Raw genomic sequence first — 23,183 nt, forward strand, 5'->3', positions numbered from 1 at the left:
ACAGAGTTCGGGTCGTTGCTGCGTAGCGTCTCTGACGATGCGTCACCGCACCCCCTGATGTCTCGTCAAGTACCTCAGGACTCAGGGAAGTGCAGCAGACGGGAGTGACCGGCGGGGCCGCTAGACGTCGACTACGCGAGAACGGGTGAGGAAACGCACCCCCTCGGGTGCCTCCAGCGAGAATCCGCTGCCCCGTCCGGGGACCACGTCCACGATCAGCCGGGTGTGGCTCCACACCTCGTACTGGCTCCGGGACATCCAGAAGGTGACCGGCTCCTTGACGCCGTCCACCGCCAGCTCGGCCAGCAGCACGTCGGAGCCGCCGGTGCGGAACTCGCCGTCGGGGTAGCACATCGGCGCGCTGCCGTCGCAGCAGCCGCCGGACTGGTGGAACATCAGCGGGCCGTGCTCGGTGCGGAGCCGGCGCACCAGCTCGGCGGCCTGCGGGGTCAGCTCGACACGTGGCGGCGCTGGCCGGTCTTCCATGGTCACCCTCCTGGGGCCGGGGTGTCGGATTCCCCCAGTCTCACCTCTCGTCACCGACCGGTCCAGAAGCGGTCGTTGACTACTCGGTGCGCAGCGCCGTCGCCGTACGGACCCGGGCCGCCCAGCCCGCCGGGAGCAGCGCGCCGAAGACCGCGATCACCGTGCCGCCCAGGGCGAGGAGGAGCAGTTCCGGTGTCCGGTAGACGTCCAGGACCACGTCCGGCAGGCGCAGTCCGGCGCTGTCACCCATGGCGGGCATGACCGTACGGTGCACGGCGAGACCCAGCGGGACCCCCAGCGCCCCGCCCGCCAGCCCCGGCAGCACGACCGAGGCGATCACCAGCGTCACCGTCTGCCGGGGTGTCATCCCGAGCGTCTTGTGGATGCCCAGGTCCCGGATGCGCTCATGGGTGTCGAGCACGACCCCGCCCAGCACCCCGAGTCCGGCCACCGCCACCAGGATCAGGGTGAGCGTGGCCGCCAGCGTGTCGAGAGCGACCACGCCGTCGCTGCCGTTGACCGACTTGGAGTCGGTGGCCGTGACGTCGAACGGCTCGAGCGCCGCGTCGAGGTGAGCCAGGTACGCGTCGGCGTCGGTGCCCGGGACGAGCCGCACCGCGTGGTCGGACGGGTGCAGGTCCGGCGCGGCCGTCCGCAGGGTGGCCAGGTCGGTGAAGACCCGCATGCCCTGCTGGCCGATGTCGAAGACCTCGCCGACGATCCGAATCCGCACCGGCGTGCCGTTCACCGTGACCGTGACCGTGCCGCCCACCTCGGCTCCGCTCGCGGTCAGGAACGGGGCCGGTACGACCGCCTCGCCCGCCGCGTGGATCCATCGGCCGGAGACCATGGTGAACCCGCCCCAGGAGGCGTCGCCGTCGTAGGCGAACACCGGCACGTCCCCCGTCACCCCGGCGACCTTCGCCTCGGCCGTGACGCTGCCGTACTGGTCGCGGGTGCCCGGCTGGGCGGCGATCGCGGCCCGCACGGCGGCGGCCTCGTCCGCCGTCACCCGTGTGCTGCCCGGCGGCACGCGCCCCGGACCTCCCGGCTGCCGGGCGGTCACGGTCACGTCGGCCGCGTTGTGGTTCTTGGCCGCGATCACCTCGCCCAGGGACGCGGCCATCCCGACGGCGAAGGTGACCGCCGCCGTGCCGAAGACGACCGCCGCGACCATCGAGGCGGCGCGGGCGGGCCGGTGGAAGGGCCGGACCAGGCCGAGGCCCACCGCCCGCGGTACCGGCAGCCGCGCGGCCAGCCGTGCCGCCGTACGGCCCCGGCCCGCCGCCGGCGTGCGGCCCACGGCCAGCGCGTCGACCGTGCGCAGCCGGCCGGCCCGCCAGGCGCTGAGCCACGCCGTGCCGGCCACCACGCCCAGCACCCCGCCCACGACCGCCAGATCGACCCCGGCGGAGACCCCGAGCCCGACCGACCCGTACACGGCCGAGGTGTCCGCCAGTAGCGGGGTGGCGAGCAGGTGCCCGGCGGCCAGGCCCAGCCCGGTGCCGATCCCGGCGGGCACGAGCGCCTGCGCCACATATGCCCGGACGACCTGCCCCGGAGTGCAGCCGACCGCCTTGAGGACGCCGATCCGCCGCAGCCCGGTGCCCACCGCGCCGGCCACCACGTTCCCGACGACCAGCGCCGACATCACCAGCCCCAGCACCCCGAAGGCGACGAGGAACGGCACGTACAGGGCGGTCTCGCGGGTCGCGAACTGCCGTACGGCGAGCCAGGACCGGGCGCCCGAGAGCGCTCCCGCCGGTACGGCCGCCGCCACCGCCGCACGGTCCCGGGCCACCTGCGCCTCGGTGGCGGCGTGGGCGAAGCGGTACAGCACCTGATAGCCGTCGGCACGACCGGACGCGGTGAGCCCGGCGATCTGCGCCGGCACCACCCACGCGTCGGCGGTACGGCTGACCGAGCGGGCCGTGCCCACCACGGTGAGCGTCGGACTGCCGGGCAGGTCCGGGAAGTCCAGCCGTTGCCCGAGCCGTACGGGCGGTCCGTCCGGGTCCGTCGCGAGCACGATCTCGCCGGTCCGCCGCGCCCACCGGCCCGCGGTCACGGTGAGCCGGTCCACCGCCCCGCCGGGTCCGGCCCGACCGACGACCGACAGCGCGCCCGCGCCGTCCGGCGTGGCGGTCGCCGTCGGGAACGGACCGGACGACCCCGTCACCCCGGACGCGTGTGCGGCGGACGCGAGTTGGGCCGGGCTGGCCCGGTGCGCGTCGAACTGCGCGGTGAGCTGGGACCCGTGCTGCTTCCCGAACGCCTTGTCGAAAGGCGCGCGGGAGGCCACCAGCAGCGCACCGGCCAGCACGGACGCCGTCACCGCCAGCAGCGCGGCCAGGGCGATGACCAGCGTCTGGGTACGGCGCCGGGCCATGCCCGACCGCACGACCCGGACCAGGGCGCTCATCGGACCGCCTCCGTCCTGACGTCGGTGCTGATCCGGCCGTCGGCGAGGTGTACGGTGCGCCGGGTGCACGCCCTGGCCAGATCGTGGTCGTGGGTGACCAGGACCAGGGTCTGGCCGTCGGCGTTGAGTTCCCTCAGGAGACGGCTGACGTCCGCGCCGGACGCGGAGTCCAGCGCACCGGTCGGCTCGTCGGCCAGCAGCAGCGCGGGCCGGTTCATCAACGCCCGGGCCACGGCGACGCGTTGCCGCTGGCCGCCGGAGAGCCGGCCCGGGTAGGCGGTCGCATGCGCCGCGATGCCCAGCGCTTCGAGCAGCTCCGCCGCCCGGCGGGCGGCCTCCCGCCGTCCCGTTCCGGCGAGTCGGGCGGCCAGCACGACGTTGTCGGCGACGGTCAGGTCGTCCAGCAGGTTGAAGAACTGGAACACCATCCCGACCCTGGTCCGCCGGTAACGGGCCGCGCCCGCCTCGCCCAGCCGGTCCACCCGGACGCCGTCCACGGTCACCGTGCCCTCCTCAGGACGGTCCAGGCCGGCGATCAGGTTCAGCAGCGTCGACTTGCCGCTGCCGGAAGGCCCCAGCACCGCGACGGCCTCCCCGGGTGCCACGGTCAGGGTCACGTCCAGCAGCGCGGCCGGTCCGGCGTCGTAGCGCCTGGTCACGCCCCGCAGTTCGATCAGCGGTGTCGTCATCGGTGGGTCTCCGTCCCTCGGTGGCCGCCGACGCTAGGGAACGGGCCGCGCCGGGCACGACGGGCGCGGGGCGTAATCGCCGTACCGCGTCGGAGGTAGCGGCGGCGGGGTCATCCGCGAGATGTAGTCCGGGGAGGGATGCCAGGGGCCCTGGGGGGTGCCGAGAATAGGAGGATGACGACGACCTGGGCGCCCGGCCCGCTGGTACGACTGCGCGCACTGGCGGAGCCGAGCGGTCCCGTGCCCGAACCCACCGTGCGCGGGCGGCTCTTCGACGCCGCCCTCGCCCTGCTCGTCCTCGTCTGCGAGGTCCAGTACGCGGTGGACCCGGACGACCCGACCGGGCGGCACAGCACGGTGGGTCTGATCTGCCTGGCGTTCCTGGCTTCCGTGCCGCTCGTCTGGCGCCGCCGCCACCCACTGGCCGTGCTCTGGATCGTGCTGGCGGCGAACGCGGCCACCCCGGGTGACGTCACCCGGCTCACCTTCTACGCCTGTGTCGTCGCCGCCTACAGCGCCGCCGCCTACAGCCGTTACCGGGCGGCGGCGAGGGCCTCGCTCGCGTCCGCCGTGCTGCTCAGCCTCACCATCGGCAGATCGGTGCCGCACACCCCGTTCGGCGTCGAGCCCACCGTTCCCACCCAGTACGTGCCGCTGATGATCTCCGCCCCGCTGGTCCTGGCCACCCTCGGACTGCGCACCTGGAAGGTCCGGGCCGAAGAGAGCCGGGCCCGGCTGGCGGAGCTGGAGCGGCGGCGGGCGGAGGAGACGCGCCGGGCCGTGGAGCACGAACGGGCCAGGATCGCCCGGGAGTTGCACGATGTCGTGACCCACAACGTCAGCGTGATGGTCATCCAGGCCGGGGCCGCCCGGAAGATCATGGACAGCTCGCCCGAGCAGGCGCGCGAGGCGCTGCTGGCGGTGGAGGCGGGCGGGCGTACGGCGATGGGGGAGCTGCGGCAGGTGATGGGACTGCTCACCATGGACGATCCCGGCGCGGCGGCCCTCGATCCGCAGCCGGGCCTCGACCGGCTCGGACCGCTGATCGACCGCACCCGCGACACCGGAACGCCCGTCGAGCTCACGGTGTCCGGGACGGTCCGGCCGCTGCCCGGTGGCGTGGAGCTGACCGCCTACCGGGTGGTGCAGGAGGCGCTGACCAACGCCCTGAAGCACGCGGCCGGTGCGAAGGCGAGCGTGCGCGTCGAGTACGGCGACGACGAACTGCGGGTCGAGGTCACCGACTCCGGCGGCACCCGCGGACCGGGCGCCGCCACGGGCAACGGGCGCGGCCTGATCGGGCTGCGTGAGCGGCTCGCCGTGCACGACGGCACCCTGAGCGACGGACCGCTACCGCTGGGCGGTTACCGGGTCCGCGCCCTGATTCCCCTGGAGAGCGCGTGAGTTCATCGGTGAGTCCGCCACGGGTCGTCGTCGTGGACGACCAGGCTCTGGTGCGCACCGGCTTCCGGCTGATCCTCACCGCCGACGGCATCGAGGTGGTCGCCGAGGCCACCGACGGCCACCAGGCCCTGGACGCGGTCCGGCGTACCCGGCCCGACGTCGTCCTGATGGACATCCGGATGCCCGAGCTGGACGGCCTGGAGGCGGCCCGCCGGATCCTCGCCACCCCTGAGCCGCCCCGGATCCTGATGCTGACCACCTTCGACCTCGACCGGTACGTGTACGCGGCGCTGTCCGCCGGAGCCAGCGGCTTCCTGCTCAAGGACGTCACCCCCGAGCACCTGACGGCCGCGGTCCGCACGGTCAGGGACGGTGACGCGCTGCTGGCGCCCGCCATCACCCGCCGCCTCGTCGAACGCTTCGCCCGCGTCGGCGCCGACAGCGCCGCACTCCATCGCGACCTCGGCCAGCTCACCCCGCGCGAACTCGACGTCCTGCGCCTGCTCGCCCAGGGGCTGTCCAACGCCGAACTCGCCGCCCGCCTCCACCTCTCCGAGGCCACCGTCAAGACCCATGTCTCCCGCGTCCTCGGCAAACTCTCCCTGCGCGACCGCGCCCAGGCGGTGGTCGTCGCCTACGAGACGGGACTGGTCACGCCGGGCGGCCGGTAGGAGCCCCGCCGCACAGCGCCGTGGACTCCGCCAGCCGGGGTGCCAAGCCTCCGTCTCCGTATGTAGACGTAGTCTCTGTACACGGGCATCATTCATGGACATGGATGTGGCGCCCGGTTCACCAGGGGAACCGGCACGCCTCCACTCATGGCCGTCGGCGTGGCCGTGGTGTGCAAGCCCCTCTCCGGTAAGGACGTTCCCCATGAGCCAGCCCGTCGTCACCCGCTTCTCCGTGTACCCGGTGGCGGGCCGGGACTCCATGCTGCTCAACCTCTCCGGTGCCCATGCCCCGTTCTTCACCCGCAACGTCCTGGTCGTCGAGGACTCCGAGGGCCGGACGGGGCTCGGTGAGGTGCCCGGCGGGGAGGCGATCACCCGAACGCTGCGGGATGCCGAGTCCCTGGTCGTCGGCGCGCGGCTGGGTGACCACAAACGGGTGTTGCGGGCCATGGGGGAGGCGTTCGGCGGCCGGGACGCCGGGGGCCGCGGCGAGCAGACCTTCGACCTGCGGACGACCGTGCACGCCGTCACCGCCGTCGAGTCCGCCCTCCTCGACCTGCTCGGCCAGCACCTGGAGGTACCTGTCGCCGCCCTGCTCGGCGACGGCAAGCAGCGCGACTCGGTACGCGTCCTCGGCTACCTCTTCCACGTCGGCGACCCCGACCGCACCGACCTGGACTACCTCCGCGAACCCGACGCCGACGTGGACTGGTACCGCATCCGCCGGGAGGAGGCCCTGACCCCGGAGTCGATCGTCCGGCAGGCGGAGGCGGCCTACGACCACTACGGCTTCCGGGACTTCAAGCTCAAGGGCGGGGTCCTGGCGGGCGCCGAGGAGGTCAAGGCCGTACAGGCGCTGAAGGAACGCTTCCCCGAGGCCCGGATCACCCTCGACCCCAACGGCGCCTGGTCCCTGCGGGAGGCCGTCGAGCTGTGCCGGCCGCTGCTCGGCACCCTCGCGTATGCCGAGGACCCCTGCGGGGCCGAGGGCGGCTACTCCGGGCGGGAGATCCTCGCCGAGTTCCGCCGGGCCACCGGACTGCCCACCGCGACCAACATGATCGCCACCGACTGGCGGCAGCTCACCCACGCCCTGGCCCTGCAGTCGGTCTCCATCCCGCTCGCGGATCCGCACTTCTGGACCCTGAGCGGTTCGGTACGGGTGGCACAGCTCTGCCACGAGATGGGGCTGACCTGGGGATGCCACTCCAACAACCACTTCGACATCTCCCTGGCCATGATGGCCCACTGCGGCGCCGCTGCCCCCGGCGACTACAACGCCCTGGACACCCACTGGATCTGGCAGGAGGGCCGGGAGCGCCTCACCGTGGCGCCCCCGAGGATCGTCGACGGCGAGGTCGCCGTCACCGACGCCCCGGGGCTCGGCATCCGCCTCGACCAGGACCGGCTGCTCGCGGCCCACGCCCTTCACGAGGAGCGGAACCTCGGCGCGGGCCGGGACGACGCGACCGGGATGCGCTACCTCGTGGACGGCTGGACCTTCGACGCCAGGCGGCCCTGTCTGGTGCGCTAGCCGCACGAGGGCTGTCAGCCCGGCAGGCTGGGGCGGGCCGACCTGCGTGTAGCGCCCGGACCGGGGCCGGGAGCCGTCGATGTCGGTGACCCCGAGCAGCGCACCCGGCCCGGCTCCGATCAGTGCCCGCCCGTCCGGAGCCCGGCCGCCGCCGGCGTCCTCAGTTGCGCAGCATCACCACGAGCAGCACCACCAGGGCGATCAGCAGCGCGCCGCCCACCGATGCCAGGGTGATCTTCACCGCGCTGTACGGCCGTTCGCCGATGACCTCGCCGGTACGGGCGTTGACCATCACCGGCCACGCCTTGCCGGCGTGGAGGTAGGTCAGGAACCAGACGGGCAGCAGCACCAGTTTGTAGGTGAGGCCGCTGTAGGAGGTGGACATCGAGTGCACCCGCTGCTCGTCGCCGCCGATGTCCCGCCGGCAGTCGGCGCGGATCACCGGCGCCATCCGCGCCTTCGCCGACTCCAGGCCGGCCTCCGGCTCGACGTCGTACCGGACGGTACGGAAGCCCGCCAGGTACTCCTCCTGGTAGGGAACCGTCTCCTCCAGCGGCCAGGGGGCCAGCTTGTCCAGTTCCTTCTCCGGCACCTGGCCGCTGCCGGGCACCAGCACGTCGTCGAAGAACCGGCCGACCGTTCCGGACCTGCGGTGCCAGCGGGTGTGCCGCACCCGCCGGGTGTTGCCCTCGGAGTCCTTCTCCTCCACCCAGTAGTACTCGCCGCGTTCGCCGGTGTACCGGGTGGTGGTCTCGGCGTCGTACGTCCAGTGCGGCAGATAGCTGCCCCGGAAGGTCTCCGCCTCGGTGACCTTCTTCAGCTCGTCGGGCGCGAACCAGCGGGATCTGGTCCACTGCGCCAGCGCGTCACGGGCCTGCTCGCGGCCCACCCCGAAGGGCAGTACCGCCTCGGGTACCACGCGCTCGGTGGCGGAGGCGTCCGCGACCAGCGGGGTGGCGCAGAACGGGCACTTGTCGCTGAGCGTGTCGCTCTCGGTCACCGCATGGCAGCCGGGGCAGGCGTACACCTTCACCCGGCCCGGCGCGGATGCCCGGCGGGGCAGCGCGGCCAGCTCCTCGATCGGGTGCTCGGTCACCTGCCGCGGTACCGGCGTGATGTCCTGCTCGTGCTCGCAGTACGGGCAGCGCAGCGCGTACGTCCCGGGCGCGTACTCGCTGACCCCGCCGCACGCCTCGCACTGGAACGCCCGGTCGGGCGCCGGCGCGACATCCTGATCCGTCAACTCACTTCTCCTTGTGCCCTGGTGCCGGGAGGTTTCCGGAGGGCGGATCTCAGCCCTGCGGGGGCAGCGGCGGCGGGACGTCGGCGAGCAGCGACGCCAGCTCCGGGACCTGGTCCGCGGGCTGCCAGGCGGCCTGCCCGCTGCGCCAGACCAGCGTCGTACGGGTCAGATTGCCGGTCGCCACCTGCCCGGCCAGCGCGCTCTCGTCGTACGGGCCCTGCTGCTGTCCGCCGACGGCGATGAACCAGCGCGGTGCGGTGGGCAGCGGCGGCGGGACGTCGGCGGGGGCGGGTGCGGGCTGCGCCGGGGCCTGCGTCACCGGGACCGGGGGAGCCGCCGTACCGGACGTGCTCTGCACGATCCGCTGGCCCAGCGCCATGCCCACGCCCAGCCCGAGGGCGTCGCCGCCGGTACCGGGGTTGGCGGCGGCGATCGGAATCGCGTCGGCCGCCTGGAGCTTGGCGTAGTCGTCCAGATTGCCGGTGATCGTCATCCGGGAGCGGGTGTCGATCGCCGCCTCGACCTCCGGCGGGACGCTGATGTTCTCGATGTAGAAGCGGGGGATGGCGATGCCGGTCGAGGCCAGCTCCAGGGTCAGCGCCTTGGCCAGCTGCTGCCCGATGCCGTCCTGCCGGGCGGCGAGGTCCAGCAGGGGCACGCCCGACGAACCCAGCGCGGAGCCCAGCTTGGAGACGATCAGCTGCCGCAGGTGCTCGCCGACCTCCTCGGTGCGGAACTGCGGGTCGGTGCCGACCAGTTCGCGCAGCAGTGCGGCGGCGTCCACCACCTGGGCGGCGAAGGTGCCGAAGGCGCGCACCCGGACCATGCCGAACTCGGCGTCCCGCAGGATCACCGGGTTCTGGGTGCCCCACTTGAAGTCGGTGAACTGCCGGGTGGTGACGAAGTAGACCTCGGCCTTGAACGGCGACTCGAACCCGTGCTTCCAGCCCTTCAGCGTGGACAGGACCGGCATGTTCTGGGTCGAGAGGGTGTACGTGCCGGGCGGGTAGACGTCGGCCAGCCGCCCCTCGTTGACGAAGACGGCCACCTGCGACTCGCGCACCACGAGCCGGGCGCCCATCTTGATCTCGTTGCCGTAGCGCGGAAAGCGCCACACGATGGTGTCCCGGCCGTCGTCGGTCCACTCGATGATGTCGATGAACTCACCGCGGATGCGGTCCATCAGCCCCACAGCAATCCCCCACTCCCCGCGCTCCGGAGACCGCCGCTCCCCGGCCGGCCCCGGAACGGCGGCGGCGCGGTGATCAGGCGATCAGCCGACAGTATGCCCAACGGGGTCGGCGCGACTACGGGCGGGTGGGGACCGGCCCCGGCCGGGCGGAGTCCCCGGAGCACGACCGACACGGGAAGCCGCCGGACCCCGTGCATCAGCAGGCCCGGTGCCCACTCCAGGTCGGCCTCGGCTCCGCGTCCTCGACTTCTCCCGCCGAACCAGTTGCTCCCTTCGGCAAGCATTATGGTCAAGTGGGATTGCGCCAAGGAGAGTTGACCGTGAGGAGCGGCTAGAAACTGGCCCGCGTTCCGCCGTCGACCGTCACCATGGCGCCCGTCACGTACGACGCGGCGGGCGACAGCAGGAAGGCGGCGGTGCGGCCGAACTCCTCCGGGGTGCCGAGGCGTCGCAGCGGAATGCCCGCGGCGGTGCTGTCGGCGTCACCGGTGATCGACTGGAGTTCGAGGGTGCGGTCGGTCCCGATGTGGGCCGGCACCAGGCCGACCACGCGGACGCCCCGGGGGCCGAGTTCCCCCGCGAGGGTCTTCGCGTAGCCGGCCAGCGCCGGGCGCAGGGCGTTGGAGACGACGAGGCCGGGGATCGGCTCGTACACCGAGGTGGACAGGACGAAGCCGATCACCCCGCCCTCGCCGAGCTGCGCGGCGACCGCCCGCGACAGCCGCACCGCGCCCAGGAAGCCCGACTCGAAGGCCGTACGCCACTGTTCGTCGTCGATGGCGTCCGTGGTGCCCGTCGGCGGGCCGCCGACGCTGATGAGCACGCCGTCCAGCCCCTTGAACGCCTCGTGTGCCGAGGTGATCAGCCGGTCCGGGGCCCCGGGGTCGGCGTTGTCGGCGACGACGCCGACGGCCTGCCCGGGGCCGCCGAGCTCCGCCTCGGCCGCGGCCAGCGAGTGCGTGCTGCGCCCGCTGACCACCACCTTCGCCCCGCCGGCGGTCAGTTCGCGGGCGGCGGCCAGGCCGAGGCCGCGGGTGCCGCCCGTGACGATGTAGACGCGGTCCTCGAGTCCGAGATCCATCACTGCTCCCGTTACAGCATCGCCTTCTGGGGCTGGGTGGCCACCACGATCACGGTGGTGGTGTCCGCGCTCAGGGCCGCCTTGAACTCGCGCTGCAGGTCCTCGGTCGTCTCGACGTCGACCGCGTGGCAGCCGAAGCCGCGTGCCACGCCGGCGATGTCCAGGCCGGGCAGGTCGAGGCCCGGGACACCCGGCGTCTCCTCCAGTACGGCGAACGACTTGAGGATCGAGTACTCCTGGTTGCGCATCACGACGTAGACGATGGGCAGCCCATGCTGCGCCGCCGTCCAGACGGACTGCACGGAGTACTGGAAGGAGCCGTCGCCGATCAGTCCGACGACCGGCCGGGTCACGCCCCGGTGCCGGTCTGCCAGGGCCACGCCCACGGCCGCCGGCGCGCCCCACCCGATGCCGCCGCTGGCCGTGGCGAAGAACGAACCGGTCCGGGTGGTGGGCAGCCACTCGATCTGCTGGGCCATCGTGGAGGTCGACTCGTTGACGATGACCGCGTCGGCCGGCTTGACGCTGCTCAGGGCGGCGTAGACCTCCGGCGGGGTCAGCGGGCTGTTCGGCGCCTCCGGGAGCACCCGGGGACGTTCCATCGGCTGCGGGGCGGTCCGGGCGGTGCCCTCCTCGACCGCGTCCAGGAGCTGCTCGATCGCCGCCTTGGGGTCGCCCAGCAGGCTGTCGCCCACGCGCGCGGACGCGGCGACGTCGGGGTTGCCGGTGATCTGGAGGAGCTCGGTGCCCTCCGGCAGGTAGGGGCCCGGGACGTAGGGGTAGTACCGGAACACCTCTGCGCCGATCACGACGACCAGGTCGTGTCCCGCGAGTCGGTCGCTGATGGTCTTCACCGACATGCCGAGGGGGCCGCGGAAGAGCGGGTGGTCCTCGGGGAAGGAGGCGCGGTCCAGCAGCGGGGAGCCGTAGACGGCCGCGCGCAGTCTCTCCGCGAGCGCGACGGCCACGTCCCAGCCGCCGGCCTTGTCGACCTCCGGCCCGAAGACCAGCGCGGGACGGCTGCTGGCCGAGATGCGGTCGGCGAAGGTGCGCAGCCGGTCCGGGTCGGGCAGCACCCGGTCGCTGAAGGTCCGGGTGCGGGTGAAGCCGGACAGCGGCCGCTTCCAGTCGTCCATGGGGATCGACAGGTAGACGGGACCGGCGGGCGGCTGCAGTGCCATCGCGTAGGCCCGCAGGAAGGCCTCGGGCACGTCCTCGGCGCGTGCGGGTTCGTACGACCATTTCACCCACGGCTTGGGCAGCGTGGTGGCCTCCCGGTTGCCCAGGTAGGGCTCGCCGATCAGCAGTTCCCGGTGCTGCTGCCCCGAGGTGACGATCAGCGGGGTGCTGCCGTGGTAGGCGGCCACCAGATTGCCCACGGCGTTGCCCAGCCCGGCCGAGGAGTGCACGTTGACCAGCGCGGGCCGGCCGGTCACCTGGGCGAAGGTGTCGGCCATGGCGATCACGGAGGCCTCCTGCAGGGCCAGTACGTAGGTGAAGTCCTCGGGGAACTCCTGCAGGAACGGCTGCTCGGTCGAACCCGGATTACCGAAGACGGTGGTGAGTCCGAGGGAGCGCAGCAGGTCGTAGGTCACGCTGCGGACGGTGGCTTGCTCGGTCATGGCAACCTGCCGGTTCTCGTGGCGGGCCCGATATCGGGATGATCACCCCCATACTGGCCGGGGTGCGGCCGCCACGCCTTCCGTCCGATGACTGAAGCGTCTGCTGAGACGACGGCTCCGGCCCGGCTCGGCCGGACGCGGGCACCCGTCGCAGTTCGGGCGTCAGTCGGATGACCGAAGCCGGATCACCTTGGGCCGTCGGAGTGTGGACTCAGCCGTCGGGTGCTACGAACACCTTCATGACCTCGGTCGATCGGAGGGTGCCGACGGACCGCAGCGCCTCACCGACCGGGACGATCTCGGCGAGGCATGACCGCGGTCAGGCATCCACCGTGACCCGGCCGGGTGCCGGCGGCAGCTCCGCCGCCGGCACCCGGCCGTCCGCGTCACCGACGGTCACGCGGCCTTGAAGCGCGCGGTGACGGAGGCGACCCGCTTGCCCTGGTATTCGGCGGCGCTCCGGGCGGTGTCGTCGACCGGGATCGCGCCCTGGCCGTTGACGTGGCTGGTGCCGTAGGGGTTGCCGTCGACGAACTTCACCGGGTCGGTGTAGCCGGGGGTCACCAGGATGCCGCCGAAGTGGTGGACGGAGTTGTAGAGCGCGAGCAGCGTGGACTCCTGGCCGCCGTGCGCGGTGGCCGTGGCGGTGAAGCCGCTGTAGACCTTGTCGGCCAGCTTGCCCTGCGCCCACAGGCCGCCGAGCGTGTCGATGAACTGCTTCAGCTGGCTGGCGATGTTGCCGAACCGGGTGGGGGTGCCGAAGACCACGGCGTCCGCCCACTCGATGTCGGCCGCGGTGGCGACCGGGATGTCCTTGGTGGCCGCGGCATGCGCCGACCAGGCGTCGTTGCTCGCGATGGCCTCCTCGGGCGCCAGCTCGGACACGCGCAGCAGCCGTACCTCCGCGCCCTCCTTGCGGGCGCCGTCGGCGACCGCCTCCGCCAGCTCGTGGACGGTACCGGTGGACGAGTAGTAGATGACGGCGACCTTGGGAGCCATGGGGAATTCCTCTCGCTGTGCTGTGGTCTCGGCGGCGGACGCCGCCTTGCTTCCGGCGGCGTGAGCCGCCTCGGTGCCGACGGCGGAAGCCGTCGTGGCGCCGGAGGTGGGATGGGCGGTGGCGGACAGGGAGAGCCGCAGGTGACGTGCCGCGAGCCCCTTCGCCGCGGTCAGCCCGTGGCGGTACCGGTCGACGGTCGCGGAGGCCGAGATCTTCAGCGAGCCGCTCTCGACGGACAGCGCGTCCACCGTCAGCTCGACCGGCGCGCGGTGACCGCGGACGGTGAGGTGGCCGTGGACCACCCAGACGCCGGCCGTGTCCCGGCTCACCCCGGTCGACTCGAACCGGATCCCGGGGTGGCGCTCCGCGTGCAGAAAGGCGGGGGAGCGCACGTGGTCGTCCCGGCGCGGAGTCCCGGTGTGGAAACTGCCCGCGTCGACGACGGCGGTCACGGCCGACTCGGTGACCGGCTCGGCGATCGTGATGCTCGCCGACTCCACCCGGAAGGTGCCGTCCACCCTGCCCAGGCCGAACATGTGCCGCGTGCTGAAGCCGATGGACGACCGCTCCGGATCGACCGCGTAGGTCCCCAAGGGGGGGCAATGGGACGTTCATGCCCTGCTGGCCTCTCGGTTGGCGTCGCGCGGCTGGTCCGCTACGGCGCTGTTGCTTGCCTTGGCAAGCATCCTGGCGCGCCCCTAAATGCTTTGTCAAGCAAGTAATGATGTGCTTCAGTGGTAGGACCGGGGCACTACGGAAGGGAGGCCGGTACATGTCCGCACAGTCACCCGAGCCCAGCTGTCCGCTGAACACCGACGAGGAGCGACTCTGGCGTGCGCTGCAGAGGATGCTGGTCGCTCTTCCGCGGGCGCTCGACGAGGACCTGCTCTGCGCCACGGGCCTGTCGCTCACGCAGTACATCGTCCTGATGCATCTCTCCGAGGCCGAGGACGGCAGCATGCGGATGACCGAGCTGGCCTCGGCGGCCGCCCTGTCCGCGAGCCGCATCACCCGGGTGGTGGAGAACCTGCGCGACCAGGGCCTGGTGACCAAGCGGCGGCACTGCACGGACGCCCGCGGATACGTCACCGCGCTCACCGAGGCCGGCCGGCAACGGCTGCTCGGCGCCTATCCGGCGCACCTCGCCAGTGCCCGCAGGCGCGTCATGGACCAGGTCGATCCCGCTCTGGTGCGGCGGCTGGCCGACCAGGTGGGGTCGCTGGCCGAGCCCCTCCTCTCCCCGTACGAACGGGGCGCGGGCCGCAAGGAGAGTCCCGCGAACTGGGTCGCGGCCGAGGCCGAGGCGGCCGCGGCGGCCGACGCCGAGGAACCCCCCGGGTACCCGGCGGCGGCCTCCGGCTACCGGGAAGCAGTCATCTGACCCAAGCCGGGACCGGGGGGCCGAGTACAGCTCGACCTCCGCCCTCTGGAGGCACCCTTGCTGAAGGGGCTGCACCCACCCGCTGTCACCGCGCGGCCACGGGTCGGTCGCCTTGGCCGCGCTGTGGAACCATCCCGTCGGGAAACGACGAAAGGTGGTCACCGATGGTCCGGAACTTGCATGAAGAGCACCGGCGGGGGCCGGGCTTCGCACACCTTCTCCTCTCCAGTCATCAGCGGTTGACCGGCACCCCTTTGTGTCCCTCGGTGTTCCCCGACCCGGAGGAAGCGGCCCGCCGGCTCTACGAGTCCGCGCCCTTCGGGCTGCTCGCACACGACGCGGGTGCGGATCCGGTCTTCGTCTATGCGAACAGGACCGCGCAGAAGTGCTTCGAGTACGGCTGGGAGGAGTTCGTCCGGCTCCCGTCCCGGCTGTCCGCCGACCCGGACCGGCAGGGTGACAGGAACGCCCTCGTGCGATCGGTGACGGAGCGCGGATTCGCCTCCGGTTACCGAGGGGTGAGGATCGCCCGGTCCGGCCGCAGGTTCTGGATAGAGGACGTCACGATGTGGAACCTCCTCGACCTGGACGGCACCTGCCACGGCCAGGCGGCGGTCTTCCGTTCGTGGACGGACATCTGACGGGCGGCCCGCGGGGCGCCCGGTCCCCTTTCGGCTCCGTCGCCGAGATCGTCGAGCAGGCCCCGAGCGCCTCGGCCGGAGGCTGTCCGGCCGGCCCCCGAACAGCCCCTGACGTGGTCCGCAAGGTTGAGACTCCTTGCTTGAGCACGCTATCGTGATGTGATGAGTGACGAGGATCCGCTGACCGCCCAAGAAGAACGCTTCTGGCGTGCCCTGATGCGCGTCATCGTCGCGCTGCCGCGCTCGCTGGACGACGATCTGCTGCGGTCCACCGGACTCACGCTCACCGAGTACGTCGTCCTGATGAACCTCTCGGAAGCCGAGAACCAGGAGCTCCGGATGACGGACCTCGCCTCGGCCACCGCCCTGTCGGCGAGCCGCATCACCCGGGTCGTGGAGGCGCTGCAGAACCGCGGCCAGGTCGTCAAGCGGCGCTACGAGGGTGACGCCCGCGGCAATGTCGCGACCCTCACCCCGGAAGGGCTCAAGCGCCTCCAGGACGCCTACCCGGTGCATCTGGCGAGCGCCCGCAAGCGGGTCGTCGACCTCCTCGACGGCAGGTCGGTGCCGGCCATGGTGCGGCAGTTCGAAGCGGTGGTGGAGAAGCTCGACTGAGCTTCGCGGGCCGGGATCGGTCGACCCCCGGCTGCTAATATACGGGTGTAAAACAGCGCCGGAAGCGCACCTCCGGCCCGCGACCCGGAGAGAAGTCATGCAGCAGCGACCTCGGCCGAGACCCCGGGCATGACCCCGAACCCGGAGAGCCAGGAGCGGTGGGCCCGGCTGCGACGCCAGTTGTGGCGGCCGCCGAGGGTCCACGGCGACCAGCCCCGGCACCGGGTGGTCGGCCCGCTGGAACTCTTCTACGACCTCGTCGTCGTCGTCCTGGTCGCCCAGGCCGCCCACCATCTGGCTGCGCATCTCTCCTGGCACGGTCTCGGCGAGTTCGCCGTGGTCTTCGCGCTGGTCTGGATCGCCTGGCTCAACGGCACGCTCCACCACGATCTGCACGGCCACGACGACGCCAGGGGCCGCAGCCTCTTCCTCCTGCAGATCCTCGTCCTCGTCCCGCTCGGGGCCTTCATCCCCGAGGCCGGCGGCGCGGAAGGCGCCCACTTCGCGATCAACGCCGGCATCCTGTTCGCCGTCCTGGCCGCGCTCTGGTTCCTGGCCGGACGCGGCAGCTCCGCCGAGTTCCGCAGACCCACCCGGCTGTACGTGATCGGCACGGCGGCCTGCGCGGTCGTCCTCTTCGCCAGCGCCGGCCTGCCGGCCGACACCCGCCTGCTGACCTGGGGACTGCTGGCCCTCGCCTTTGTCGCCGGGTTCGCCTGGATGCTCCTCGCGGCCGCTCCGGCCCAGGAAACGGCGCTCGCCCTCACCGACGCGCTCGTCGAGCGGTTCGGGCTCCTCATCATCATCGTGCTCGGCGAGACCGTGACCGGTGTCGTGGACGGGCTGGCGAGCGAGCCGACCACCGTCATGAGCCTCGCCGTCGGGCTCGTGGCGGTGGTGGTCGGATTCGGTGCCTGGTGGACGTACTTCGACTTCGCCGGCCACCGTCCGCCCCGGCGCACCCGCACGGTGACCCTGGGCTGGATGCTCACCCACCTGCCGCTGACGGCGGCGGTGACCGCCATGGGGGCCGCGATGGTCGGCCTGGTCGAGCACGCCCACGCCGACCGCACGCCCGTCGCGACGGCCTGGGTGGTGTGCGGGGGCGTGGCCGTCGTACTGGCCGCGACGATGCTGCTCGCGTCCGGCCTGGAGGCCTGGCGGGACGAGCGGGAGCTCTACCGTCCGCTCGCCGGCACCTGTGCCGCCGTGGCCCTCGCGGCCCTGGCCCTCGGCGCCGCCCGTCCCGCACCGCTCCTGCTCGGGTCGGCGCTCGTCGTTCTCCTGGGCGTTCCCTGGGGCCTCGCCGTGGCCCGCCGGCTGGGCCGCGACGAGACACCGGACCGCTGACCCGCGGCGGCCGACAGCGTCCTCAACCGCCGTACACCCGGCGGGCGATGTGCTCCGCGATCATGATCGTGGTCGCGTTGGTCACGGTCGACGGCACCTCCGGCATGATCGAGGCGTCCACCACCCGCAGCCCGGCCAGCCCCTTGACGGCGCCGGTCTCGTCGACGACGGCCCACCGGTCCTCGGGTCCGCCCATCGGGGCGGTGGACGTCGGGTGGCCGTAGGTGGCGACACCGGTCTCGATCGCCGCCGCCAGCTCCTCGTCGCTGCCCACGGCATCGCCCGGTACCAGTTCCGCCACCACCGCGCCCGCGAGGGGCGCGCTGCGCGCGAGGCGGCGCACCAGCCGCACCGCCTCCAGCATGCGACGCCGGTCCCGGTCCGTCGCCAGGTAGTTGTCGTCGATGACCGGGGCGGCGTGCGGATCACGGCCCGCCAGCCGCACCGAGCCGCGCGACTCCGGCCGGGTGACGGCCGCCGCCAGCACCATCGCCCCGCCGGTCGGGCTGAACGAGCCGTCCAGCAGATGGGTGCCCACGACGGCCAGGTCCAGCTCACCGGGGAGCGCATCCCGCGAGGCGAGCCACAGATGGGCGGCGAACGCGGACGTCATGCCCTGGTGCTCGGGCGCGAGCGCGAACAGCGAGTGGAAGAACGGGTGGTCCTGGAGCCGGCGCCCGACGGGAAGGTCGGCGACCACGTCGATGCCGAGGTCCCGCAGATCCTCGGCCGGGCCGACTCCGGAGCGCAGCAGGATGGCCGGGCTGCCGTACGCGCCGGCGCTGAGCACCACCTCGCCGGCCCGGTGGACGGTGCCCGACGCGTCGACGACACCGCGCGCCCTGCCGTCCTCGACGAGCACCCTGTCGATTGTGAGGCCGCTCAGCACCGTCAGATTGCGGCGGCCGCGCACCTGCGGCGTCAGGTACACCAGCGCGGTGTTCTGGCGCACCCCGTCGACGATGTTGACCGGGTAGGCGCCGGTGCCGTCCTGCCGGTCGCCGTTGAAGTCGTCGTTGCGCCGGAAGCCCAGGCCGGCGGCGCTGTCGACGAACGCCCGCATGGGGGAGGTGAGTTCCTCGTAGGTCCACTGGCGGATCGGGAGGGGGCCGGTCCGTCCATGGTGGGCGTCGGCGCCGGACGGTGTGTTCTCCAGGTCCCGGAAGGCCGGCAAAACCTCCTCGTAGGACCAGCCCTTGATGCCGTACCGCTCGCTCCAGGCGGCGAAGTCCGCGGCCCGCGCCCGGATCGCCACACCGGCGTTCACCGCGGAGCTGCCGCCCATGACCCGGCCGCGCGGCGCCGCGATGCCCGGGGCGCGGTCGGTGGCCCGCGCGCTGTAGCCCCAGTCGTGGTCGGGGTCCGCCAGCAGGTGCGGGGTCAGCAGTCCCGCGGGGACCCGGCCGGCGGGGTAGTCCGGCCCCGCCTCGATCAGCAGGACGGTGCGCCGCGGGTTCTCGCTGAGCCGGGCGGCGAGCACGGCGCCCGCGGAGCCGCCGCCGACGATGACGACATCGGTCTCGGGGCGGCCGGGGTGGCCAGGGTGGCCGGGGTGGTCGGGGTGGTCGTTCGTGGTCATCTGAATCTCCTTGTCATGTGTATTGCTTCGGCAAGCAAATAAAACACTGTACGGGGCTCTCGCGGTGTGACCGGTGGTCAGATCCGCGCCGCTTCCGGTACCACCCGCTCGCCCAGCAGCCGGAGGGCGGCCTGCTGGTCGGCGCCGCGGACCGGGCCGATGACGTGGCCGATGCCGATGCGGTCCAGCCGCCGCAACTCCGCCAGCAGCGCCGGGACATGCTCGCCGTGCGCTCCGGGGTCGAGGGGGAGCAGGACCGTCTTCTCGATCTCGGCGTAGTCGCGCCCGACCTCGTCGCAGTGCCGGCGGAGCACGTCGAGTTTGCGTGCGAGGTCCGGGCCGTGGAAGAGGTTGCAGGCGTTCCCGTACTCCGCGACGAGCCGCAGCGTCTTCCGCTCGCCGGAGCCGCCGATGAGGATCGGCGGATGGGGACGGCGCAGCGTGCCCGGGGAGTTGAGGGTGCGTTCGAGGCGGTAGTGGCGGCCGGCGAAGGGCTTCTCGTCGTCGCTCCACATCTGCAGGCAGATCCGCAGGGTCTCCTCCAGCCGCTCGAACCGCTCCGCGACGGGCGGGAACGGCAGCCCGAGTCCGCGCGCCTCGGCGAGGTTGAAGCCCGCGCCGACCCCGATGCCCAGGGCGGCGCGGCCTTCGGAGAGGACGTCGAGCGTGGTGATCATCTTGGCCAGCAGGCCGGGTTCGCGATAGCCGGCCGAGGTCACCAGGGCGAGCAGCTCCGCCCGCTCGGTGGCCGCGGCCAGATAGCCCAGCGTCGTGTACGCCTCCAGCATCTCCTGCTCGGAGGGGCCCACGATCCCGATCTGGAAGAGGTGGTCCATGACGGCGATCCGGGTGAAGCCGAACTCCTCGGCGTTACGGGCGAGTTGTGCCACGTGACGGGCGATGCCCGCCGGGCCGCCGGGCTGGGTGAAATCCGCGATGGCGATGCCGAGGTTCATGCGGGCCTTCCGTGCCGTGGGCCGCCAGGGCTGTCGCCGTCGAGTATGCCGGGGCCACTATGTGCTTTGTCAAGCAAGGAAATTGGATGATCGGTCAGCCGCCGAGCGGCTGCGTGCGGTGCCTGCGGCGCACCTCCGAGGAGGCGAAGACCGCCGAGATGCCGTGGACGATTGGCGACGGCCAGCAGGCCGCGCGAGAGCAACGCGTTGGGCGAACTGAGCATGGAGTCCTCCGCGAACGAGGGTGCCGTGGCGCCGACTTCGCCTCGGCCTGGGAGCGCGTGACGGGCGGAGGCTGTCGGCGTCGCGGTCCGGTACCACCCGTCATTCGACTGGTTCCGCTACTGCGACCGCGACGCGTGCGCTACGGCGTCTCGTCGTCCTGTTCCGCGGCGGACATCGCCTCCAGCGCGCCGCGCAGAGCTGCGCGTGAGGTGATACCCAGTTTGGGATACACCCGGTACAGATGGGAGCCGACCGTGCGGTGCGAGAGGAACAGCCGCTCGCCGATCTGCTTGTTGCTCAGGCCGGTCGCCGCGAGCTCGGCGATCTGCAGTTCCTGGGCGGTGAGCTGATCCGGCGCCGTGTCGGGCCGGACGACGGAGACGCCGGTGGCGCGCAGTTCGGCGGCGGCCCGCTGGGCCATCGTCTCGGCGCCGATCCGGTCGAACGTCTCCAGGGCCGCACCCAGTTGGGTCCGGGCCCCGGCCATGTCGTGGGTGCGGCGCAGCCACTGGCCGTACGCGAACTGGATGCGCGCGTGGTCCCAGGGCCAGCGCGCGGTGTCGGGAAGGGCCAGGGCGGCCTCGAACAGGGCGCCGGCCTCCGCGTCGTCGGCGGCCACGGCGGCCGCCCCCGCCGTGATCAGCTCGGTACGCGGCCCGATCCGCGGAATCCCGGCCTCCTGGGCGGCCCGCACATGCGCCCGGGCGTCCTCGACACGGCCGGTTCGGACCGCCGCCTCCACGAAGTCCAGGACCATCCACCGGCCCGGCACGCCGGAGGTGGGGGCACCGGGCGGCCCGATCCGCGCCGCCTGGACGAGGGCCTCCTCGTAGTCGCCCTGCCCCATGGCCGCGAGATTGCGCGCCGACCGCGCGTAGCCCTCCGTCACGTCCATGCCGCGCGGCGCCGCCCAGGTCGTGGTCTCCTCGCTGCGGACACGGGCGAGATCCGCGTTGCCGCGCAGCGCCGCGCCCGAGGCCAGCACGGCCCGGAGCTGCCGTTCCCAGAACTGGTACCCGTACGCCGAAGCCAGGTCCAGCCCCTCCTGGGCGAGCCGTTCCGCCTCGTCCCACTGCCCGTGCACGTAGGAGTCCTGGCAGAGCAGCAGCAGCGCGGGGATCACCATGCCGATCGCGCCGCCGTCCCGCTCCCGTTCGATCATGCGCAGCAGCAGGCACCGGTAGTCGGACAGGGCGTCGAGGGCGACGGCGGCGAAACCCAGCGGGACGATCTGCCAGGGGGCCGCGTCGACGGGCAGCTCGGCGAACGCGTCCGCGAGGCCCTCCCGGATCGCGTCGGACTTGCGGGTGGGATCGACATACGCGTCGTAGCACAGCCGGAACGTGCCGACCGCCGACGGCGGGAACCGGGCCATCGCGGTGTCGAGCAGCTTCCACGGCTCGGGTCTGAGGGTGAAGAGGCTGACCAGCAACAGGGTGTACAGGATCCCCAGCCGGTCCCAGTCGCCCTTGTCCGTCTCGCAGGCGACATGGTCGAGGGCCTGCGCCAGCAGCCGGTAGGCGGTGTCGACATCGCCTCCGTCATGGGTGAGCAGATGGGCGGTGGCGGCGAAGACCAGCCCGGTCGGGGTGTCCGGGGTCTGCCCCGCGTCCGCCAACAGCCGGTTCACCTGGTCGAGTTGGCCGGTCATGGTGGCGAGGAAGGCGGCCTCGACCAGACGGCGGGACCGGTCGACCGGATGCGGACTGAGCTCGCCGGCCCGCACCAGCGCCGTGACCGCGGCGGACGCGGCGATCCGCCGCCGGTCGGAGAGCAGTGCGCCGGCCGGCGCCGGCCGGTCGGCGGGGGATCCGGTGCCGCGCCGCCAGGCGGTCAGCGCGGCCTCGTCCAGCGCCCGCGCCACCGACTCGTCGGGCGCGGCGGCGGCCTCCGCGAGATGCCAGGCCCGGCGTTCGGGATCGTCGGCCAGGGCGGTGGCCAGCGCCTCGTGCGCGGCCCGGCGTTCGCGCGGCGGAGCCAGCTCCCTCAGGGCCGTGCCGATCAGCGGGTGGCAGAACGTGAGACCGCAGCCGGCCGCGGGCGCGCGGACCAGACCGGCCCGCTCGGCCGGGACCAGGTCGTCGAGGTCGGCCGAGCCCTGCGCCGCGGAGCGCAGCACGGTGAGCCCGGCATCCGCGTCCAGGGCGGCCAGCAGCATGAGCCTGCGGGTCGGCGCGGGCAGCTCGGCGAGCAGCCCGGCGCAGGTCGCCGCCAGGCGTCGGGACAGCGGGAGGCGGTCGGGCAGTGGATCCTGGCCGGCGCGCTGCCGCTCGGTGAGCGGCACGGGCAGTTCCTGGAGCGCCAGCGGGTTGCCGTCGGCCTCGGCCAGCAGCCGTCGGCGCACCACGGGGGCCAGCCCGGGGGAGCAGGCGTCCAGGACGGCGCCCGCCGATCGGGTGTCGAGCGACTCGACCGTGCGCTCGGGAAGTCCGGACCGGCGGAAGAGGTCCTCGGTCCCGGTCCGGGAGGCGGCCAGGAAGACGATCGGGGCATCCGCGATCCGTCGTACGGCGAATCCCAGGACGGCCGCGCTGGCCTCGTCGAACCAGGCCACGTCGTCGGCGATCAGCAGCAGCCCGCGCTCCGCGGTGGTCAGCTCCAGGAGGGCGAGCAGCGCCGTCGACACCAGGGGCTCCGGAGCCGGACTCCGGGCCAGATCGAAGACCTGGTGGAGGGCGTCCCGATGGTGTTCGGCCAGCCGGTCGACGTCGTGGCGGACCGGGTACAGCAGCTGGTGCAGCGCCGAGAACGCGATCTTGACCTCGGCCTGTGATCCGGCGGCGCGCAGCACCCGCATCCCGTACGCCGTGGCCCGTGCCGCGGCGGCGTCCAGCAGCGCCGTCTTTCCCACCCCCGGCTCGCCGTGCAGCAGCAGACCGGAGCTGCCCTGGCCGGGACCGGCGAGCAGCGAGTCGATCAGTGCCAGTTCGGCCTCACGCCCGAGCAGCTGGACCCCGCTCGACGGCGATCGGCACGGCTCCTCGGTCTGACGACGCCTTTCGGAGGTGCTCACCGTTCGAATATAGCCCTCGCAAAATGCTTGACGGCGCAAATAGTTGATCAAAATGCCGGGTGGGCGCTGGGTAGGGTGG

General features: G+C 72.8%; 18 protein-coding genes and 1 pseudogene. 7 read left to right on the plus strand and 12 right to left on the minus strand.

Features of this window, described 5'->3' with window-relative positions:
- Positions 1–120 precede the first annotated feature (120 nt).
- The 3 genes from ACWDGI_RS28250 to ACWDGI_RS28260 form a co-directional block, all read right to left on the minus strand.
- Complete coding sequence (locus tag ACWDGI_RS28250) at positions 121–486, minus strand: DUF779 domain-containing protein (RefSeq protein WP_450763616.1); 366 nt, start codon at positions 484–486, stop codon at positions 121–123.
- Positions 487–565: 79 nt separating this feature from the next.
- Positions 566–2,908: an FtsX-like permease family protein gene (locus ACWDGI_RS28255; protein ID WP_450763618.1), complete on the minus strand. Its 2,343-nt coding sequence runs from the start codon at positions 2,906–2,908 to the stop codon at positions 566–568.
- Positions 2,905–3,597: an ABC transporter ATP-binding protein gene (locus ACWDGI_RS28260; RefSeq protein ID WP_450763620.1), complete on the minus strand. Its 693-nt coding sequence runs from the start codon at positions 3,595–3,597 to the stop codon at positions 2,905–2,907. Before ACWDGI_RS28260 ends, ACWDGI_RS28255 begins: the two co-directional genes overlap by 4 nt.
- Positions 3,598–3,771: 174 nt before the next feature.
- Here ACWDGI_RS28260 and ACWDGI_RS28265 point away from each other — a divergent pair, with 174 nt between their 5' ends.
- The 3 genes from ACWDGI_RS28265 (at position 3,772) to ACWDGI_RS28275 (ending at position 7,206) form a co-directional block, all read left to right on the plus strand.
- A complete protein-coding gene (locus tag ACWDGI_RS28265) occupies positions 3,772–5,001 on the plus strand; it encodes a sensor histidine kinase (protein ID WP_450763622.1) in 1,230 nt (409 codons plus the stop codon).
- Positions 4,998–5,672, plus strand: a complete 675-nt coding sequence (locus ACWDGI_RS28270; RefSeq protein ID WP_450763624.1) for a response regulator — start codon at positions 4,998–5,000, stop codon at positions 5,670–5,672. The genes ACWDGI_RS28265 and ACWDGI_RS28270 overlap by 4 nt, the downstream gene beginning before the upstream one ends.
- Positions 5,673–5,874: 202 nt before the next feature.
- Positions 5,875–7,206 (plus strand): enolase C-terminal domain-like protein, encoded by a 1,332-nt coding sequence (locus ACWDGI_RS28275; protein ID WP_450763626.1) that lies wholly within the window; start codon positions 5,875–5,877, stop codon positions 7,204–7,206.
- Between the two features lie 160 nt (positions 7,207–7,366).
- On the opposite strand, the gene ACWDGI_RS28280 is transcribed toward ACWDGI_RS28275, so the two are convergent.
- The 6 genes and pseudogenes from ACWDGI_RS28280 to ACWDGI_RS28305 form a co-directional block, all read right to left on the minus strand.
- A complete protein-coding gene (locus ACWDGI_RS28280; protein WP_450763628.1) occupies positions 7,367–8,449 on the minus strand; it encodes a hypothetical protein in 1,083 nt (360 codons plus the stop codon).
- A 49-nt stretch (positions 8,450–8,498) separates the two neighbouring features.
- Positions 8,499–9,632, minus strand: a complete 1,134-nt coding sequence (locus ACWDGI_RS28285) for an SPFH domain-containing protein (protein WP_450763630.1) — start codon at positions 9,630–9,632, stop codon at positions 8,499–8,501.
- Between the two features lie 340 nt (positions 9,633–9,972).
- Positions 9,973–10,722: an SDR family NAD(P)-dependent oxidoreductase gene (locus ACWDGI_RS28290; protein ID WP_450763632.1), complete on the minus strand. Its 750-nt coding sequence runs from the start codon at positions 10,720–10,722 to the stop codon at positions 9,973–9,975.
- A gap of 11 nt (positions 10,723–10,733) precedes the next feature.
- Complete coding sequence (mdlC, locus tag ACWDGI_RS28295; RefSeq protein ID WP_450763634.1) at positions 10,734–12,344, minus strand: benzoylformate decarboxylase; 1,611 nt, start codon at positions 12,342–12,344, stop codon at positions 10,734–10,736.
- Positions 12,345–12,740: 396 nt separating this feature from the next.
- A complete protein-coding gene (wrbA, locus tag ACWDGI_RS28300; RefSeq protein WP_450763774.1) occupies positions 12,741–13,343 on the minus strand; it encodes an NAD(P)H:quinone oxidoreductase in 603 nt (200 codons plus the stop codon).
- 135 nt (positions 13,344–13,478) lie between these two features.
- A pseudogene (locus ACWDGI_RS28305) lies at positions 13,479–13,937 on the minus strand (YceI family protein); the annotation flags it as partial.
- 179 nt (positions 13,938–14,116) lie between these two features.
- Between ACWDGI_RS28305 and ACWDGI_RS28310 the strand changes: the two are divergent.
- From ACWDGI_RS28310 to ACWDGI_RS28325, 4 genes are all read left to right on the plus strand, one after another.
- On the plus strand, positions 14,117–14,725 hold the full coding sequence (locus ACWDGI_RS28310) for a MarR family winged helix-turn-helix transcriptional regulator (protein ID WP_450763636.1): 609 nt from the start codon (positions 14,117–14,119) through the stop codon (positions 14,723–14,725).
- Positions 14,726–14,889: 164 nt separating this feature from the next.
- Entirely contained in the window at positions 14,890–15,366 is a 477-nt protein-coding gene (locus tag ACWDGI_RS28315; RefSeq protein WP_450763638.1) for an MEKHLA domain-containing protein, read from the plus strand.
- A 162-nt stretch (positions 15,367–15,528) separates the two neighbouring features.
- Complete coding sequence (locus ACWDGI_RS28320) at positions 15,529–15,981, plus strand: MarR family winged helix-turn-helix transcriptional regulator (RefSeq protein WP_450763640.1); 453 nt, start codon at positions 15,529–15,531, stop codon at positions 15,979–15,981.
- Positions 15,982–16,110: 129 nt separating this feature from the next.
- A complete protein-coding gene (locus ACWDGI_RS28325) occupies positions 16,111–17,331 on the plus strand; it encodes a low temperature requirement protein A (protein ID WP_450763642.1) in 1,221 nt (406 codons plus the stop codon).
- Positions 17,332–17,353: 22 nt separating this feature from the next.
- Here the strand turns inward: ACWDGI_RS28325 and ACWDGI_RS28330 are convergent, their stop codons facing one another.
- The 3 genes from ACWDGI_RS28330 to ACWDGI_RS28340 form a co-directional block, all read right to left on the minus strand.
- Entirely contained in the window at positions 17,354–18,910 is a 1,557-nt protein-coding gene (locus ACWDGI_RS28330; RefSeq protein WP_450763644.1) for a GMC family oxidoreductase, read from the minus strand.
- Between the two features lie 77 nt (positions 18,911–18,987).
- Positions 18,988–19,866 carry an LLM class F420-dependent oxidoreductase gene (locus ACWDGI_RS28335; RefSeq protein WP_450763646.1) on the minus strand — a complete coding sequence of 293 codons (879 nt, stop codon included), beginning with the start codon at positions 19,864–19,866 and terminating at the stop codon, positions 18,988–18,990.
- A 364-nt stretch (positions 19,867–20,230) separates the two neighbouring features.
- Positions 20,231–23,104, minus strand: a complete 2,874-nt coding sequence (locus ACWDGI_RS28340; protein WP_450763648.1) for an AAA family ATPase — start codon at positions 23,102–23,104, stop codon at positions 20,231–20,233.
- Positions 23,105–23,183 lie beyond the last annotated feature (79 nt).

This window comes from Streptomyces sp. NPDC001220 (assembly GCF_053597895.1).

Bases quoted from the DNA above. Each gene is read 5' to 3' on its own strand.
- ACWDGI_RS28250 (WP_450763616.1), bottom strand. From the start codon at position 486: ATGGAAGACCGGCCAGCGCCGCCACGTGTCGAGCTGACCCCGCAGGCC.
- ACWDGI_RS28255 (WP_450763618.1), bottom strand. From the start codon at position 2,908: ATGAGCGCCCTGGTCCGGGTCGTGCGGTCGGGCATGGCCCGGCGCCGT.
- ACWDGI_RS28260 (WP_450763620.1), bottom strand. From the start codon at position 3,597: ATGACGACACCGCTGATCGAACTGCGGGGCGTGACCAGGCGCTACGAC.
- ACWDGI_RS28265 (WP_450763622.1), top strand. From the start codon at position 3,772: ATGACGACGACCTGGGCGCCCGGCCCGCTGGTACGACTGCGCGCACTG.
- ACWDGI_RS28275 (WP_450763626.1), top strand. From the start codon at position 5,875: ATGAGCCAGCCCGTCGTCACCCGCTTCTCCGTGTACCCGGTGGCGGGC.
- ACWDGI_RS28285 (WP_450763630.1), bottom strand. From the start codon at position 9,632: ATGGACCGCATCCGCGGTGAGTTCATCGACATCATCGAGTGGACCGAC.
- ACWDGI_RS28290 (WP_450763632.1), bottom strand. From the start codon at position 10,722: ATGGATCTCGGACTCGAGGACCGCGTCTACATCGTCACGGGCGGCACC.
- mdlC (WP_450763634.1), bottom strand. From the start codon at position 12,344: ATGACCGAGCAAGCCACCGTCCGCAGCGTGACCTACGACCTGCTGCGC.
- wrbA (WP_450763774.1), bottom strand. From the start codon at position 13,343: ATGGCTCCCAAGGTCGCCGTCATCTACTACTCGTCCACCGGTACCGTC.
- ACWDGI_RS28310 (WP_450763636.1), top strand. From the start codon at position 14,117: ATGTCCGCACAGTCACCCGAGCCCAGCTGTCCGCTGAACACCGACGAG.
- ACWDGI_RS28315 (WP_450763638.1), top strand. From the start codon at position 14,890: ATGGTCCGGAACTTGCATGAAGAGCACCGGCGGGGGCCGGGCTTCGCA.
- ACWDGI_RS28320 (WP_450763640.1), top strand. From the start codon at position 15,529: ATGAGTGACGAGGATCCGCTGACCGCCCAAGAAGAACGCTTCTGGCGT.
- ACWDGI_RS28325 (WP_450763642.1), top strand. From the start codon at position 16,111: ATGACCCCGAACCCGGAGAGCCAGGAGCGGTGGGCCCGGCTGCGACGC.
- ACWDGI_RS28330 (WP_450763644.1), bottom strand. From the start codon at position 18,910: ATGACCACGAACGACCACCCCGACCACCCCGGCCACCCTGGCCACCCC.
- ACWDGI_RS28335 (WP_450763646.1), bottom strand. From the start codon at position 19,866: ATGAACCTCGGCATCGCCATCGCGGATTTCACCCAGCCCGGCGGCCCG.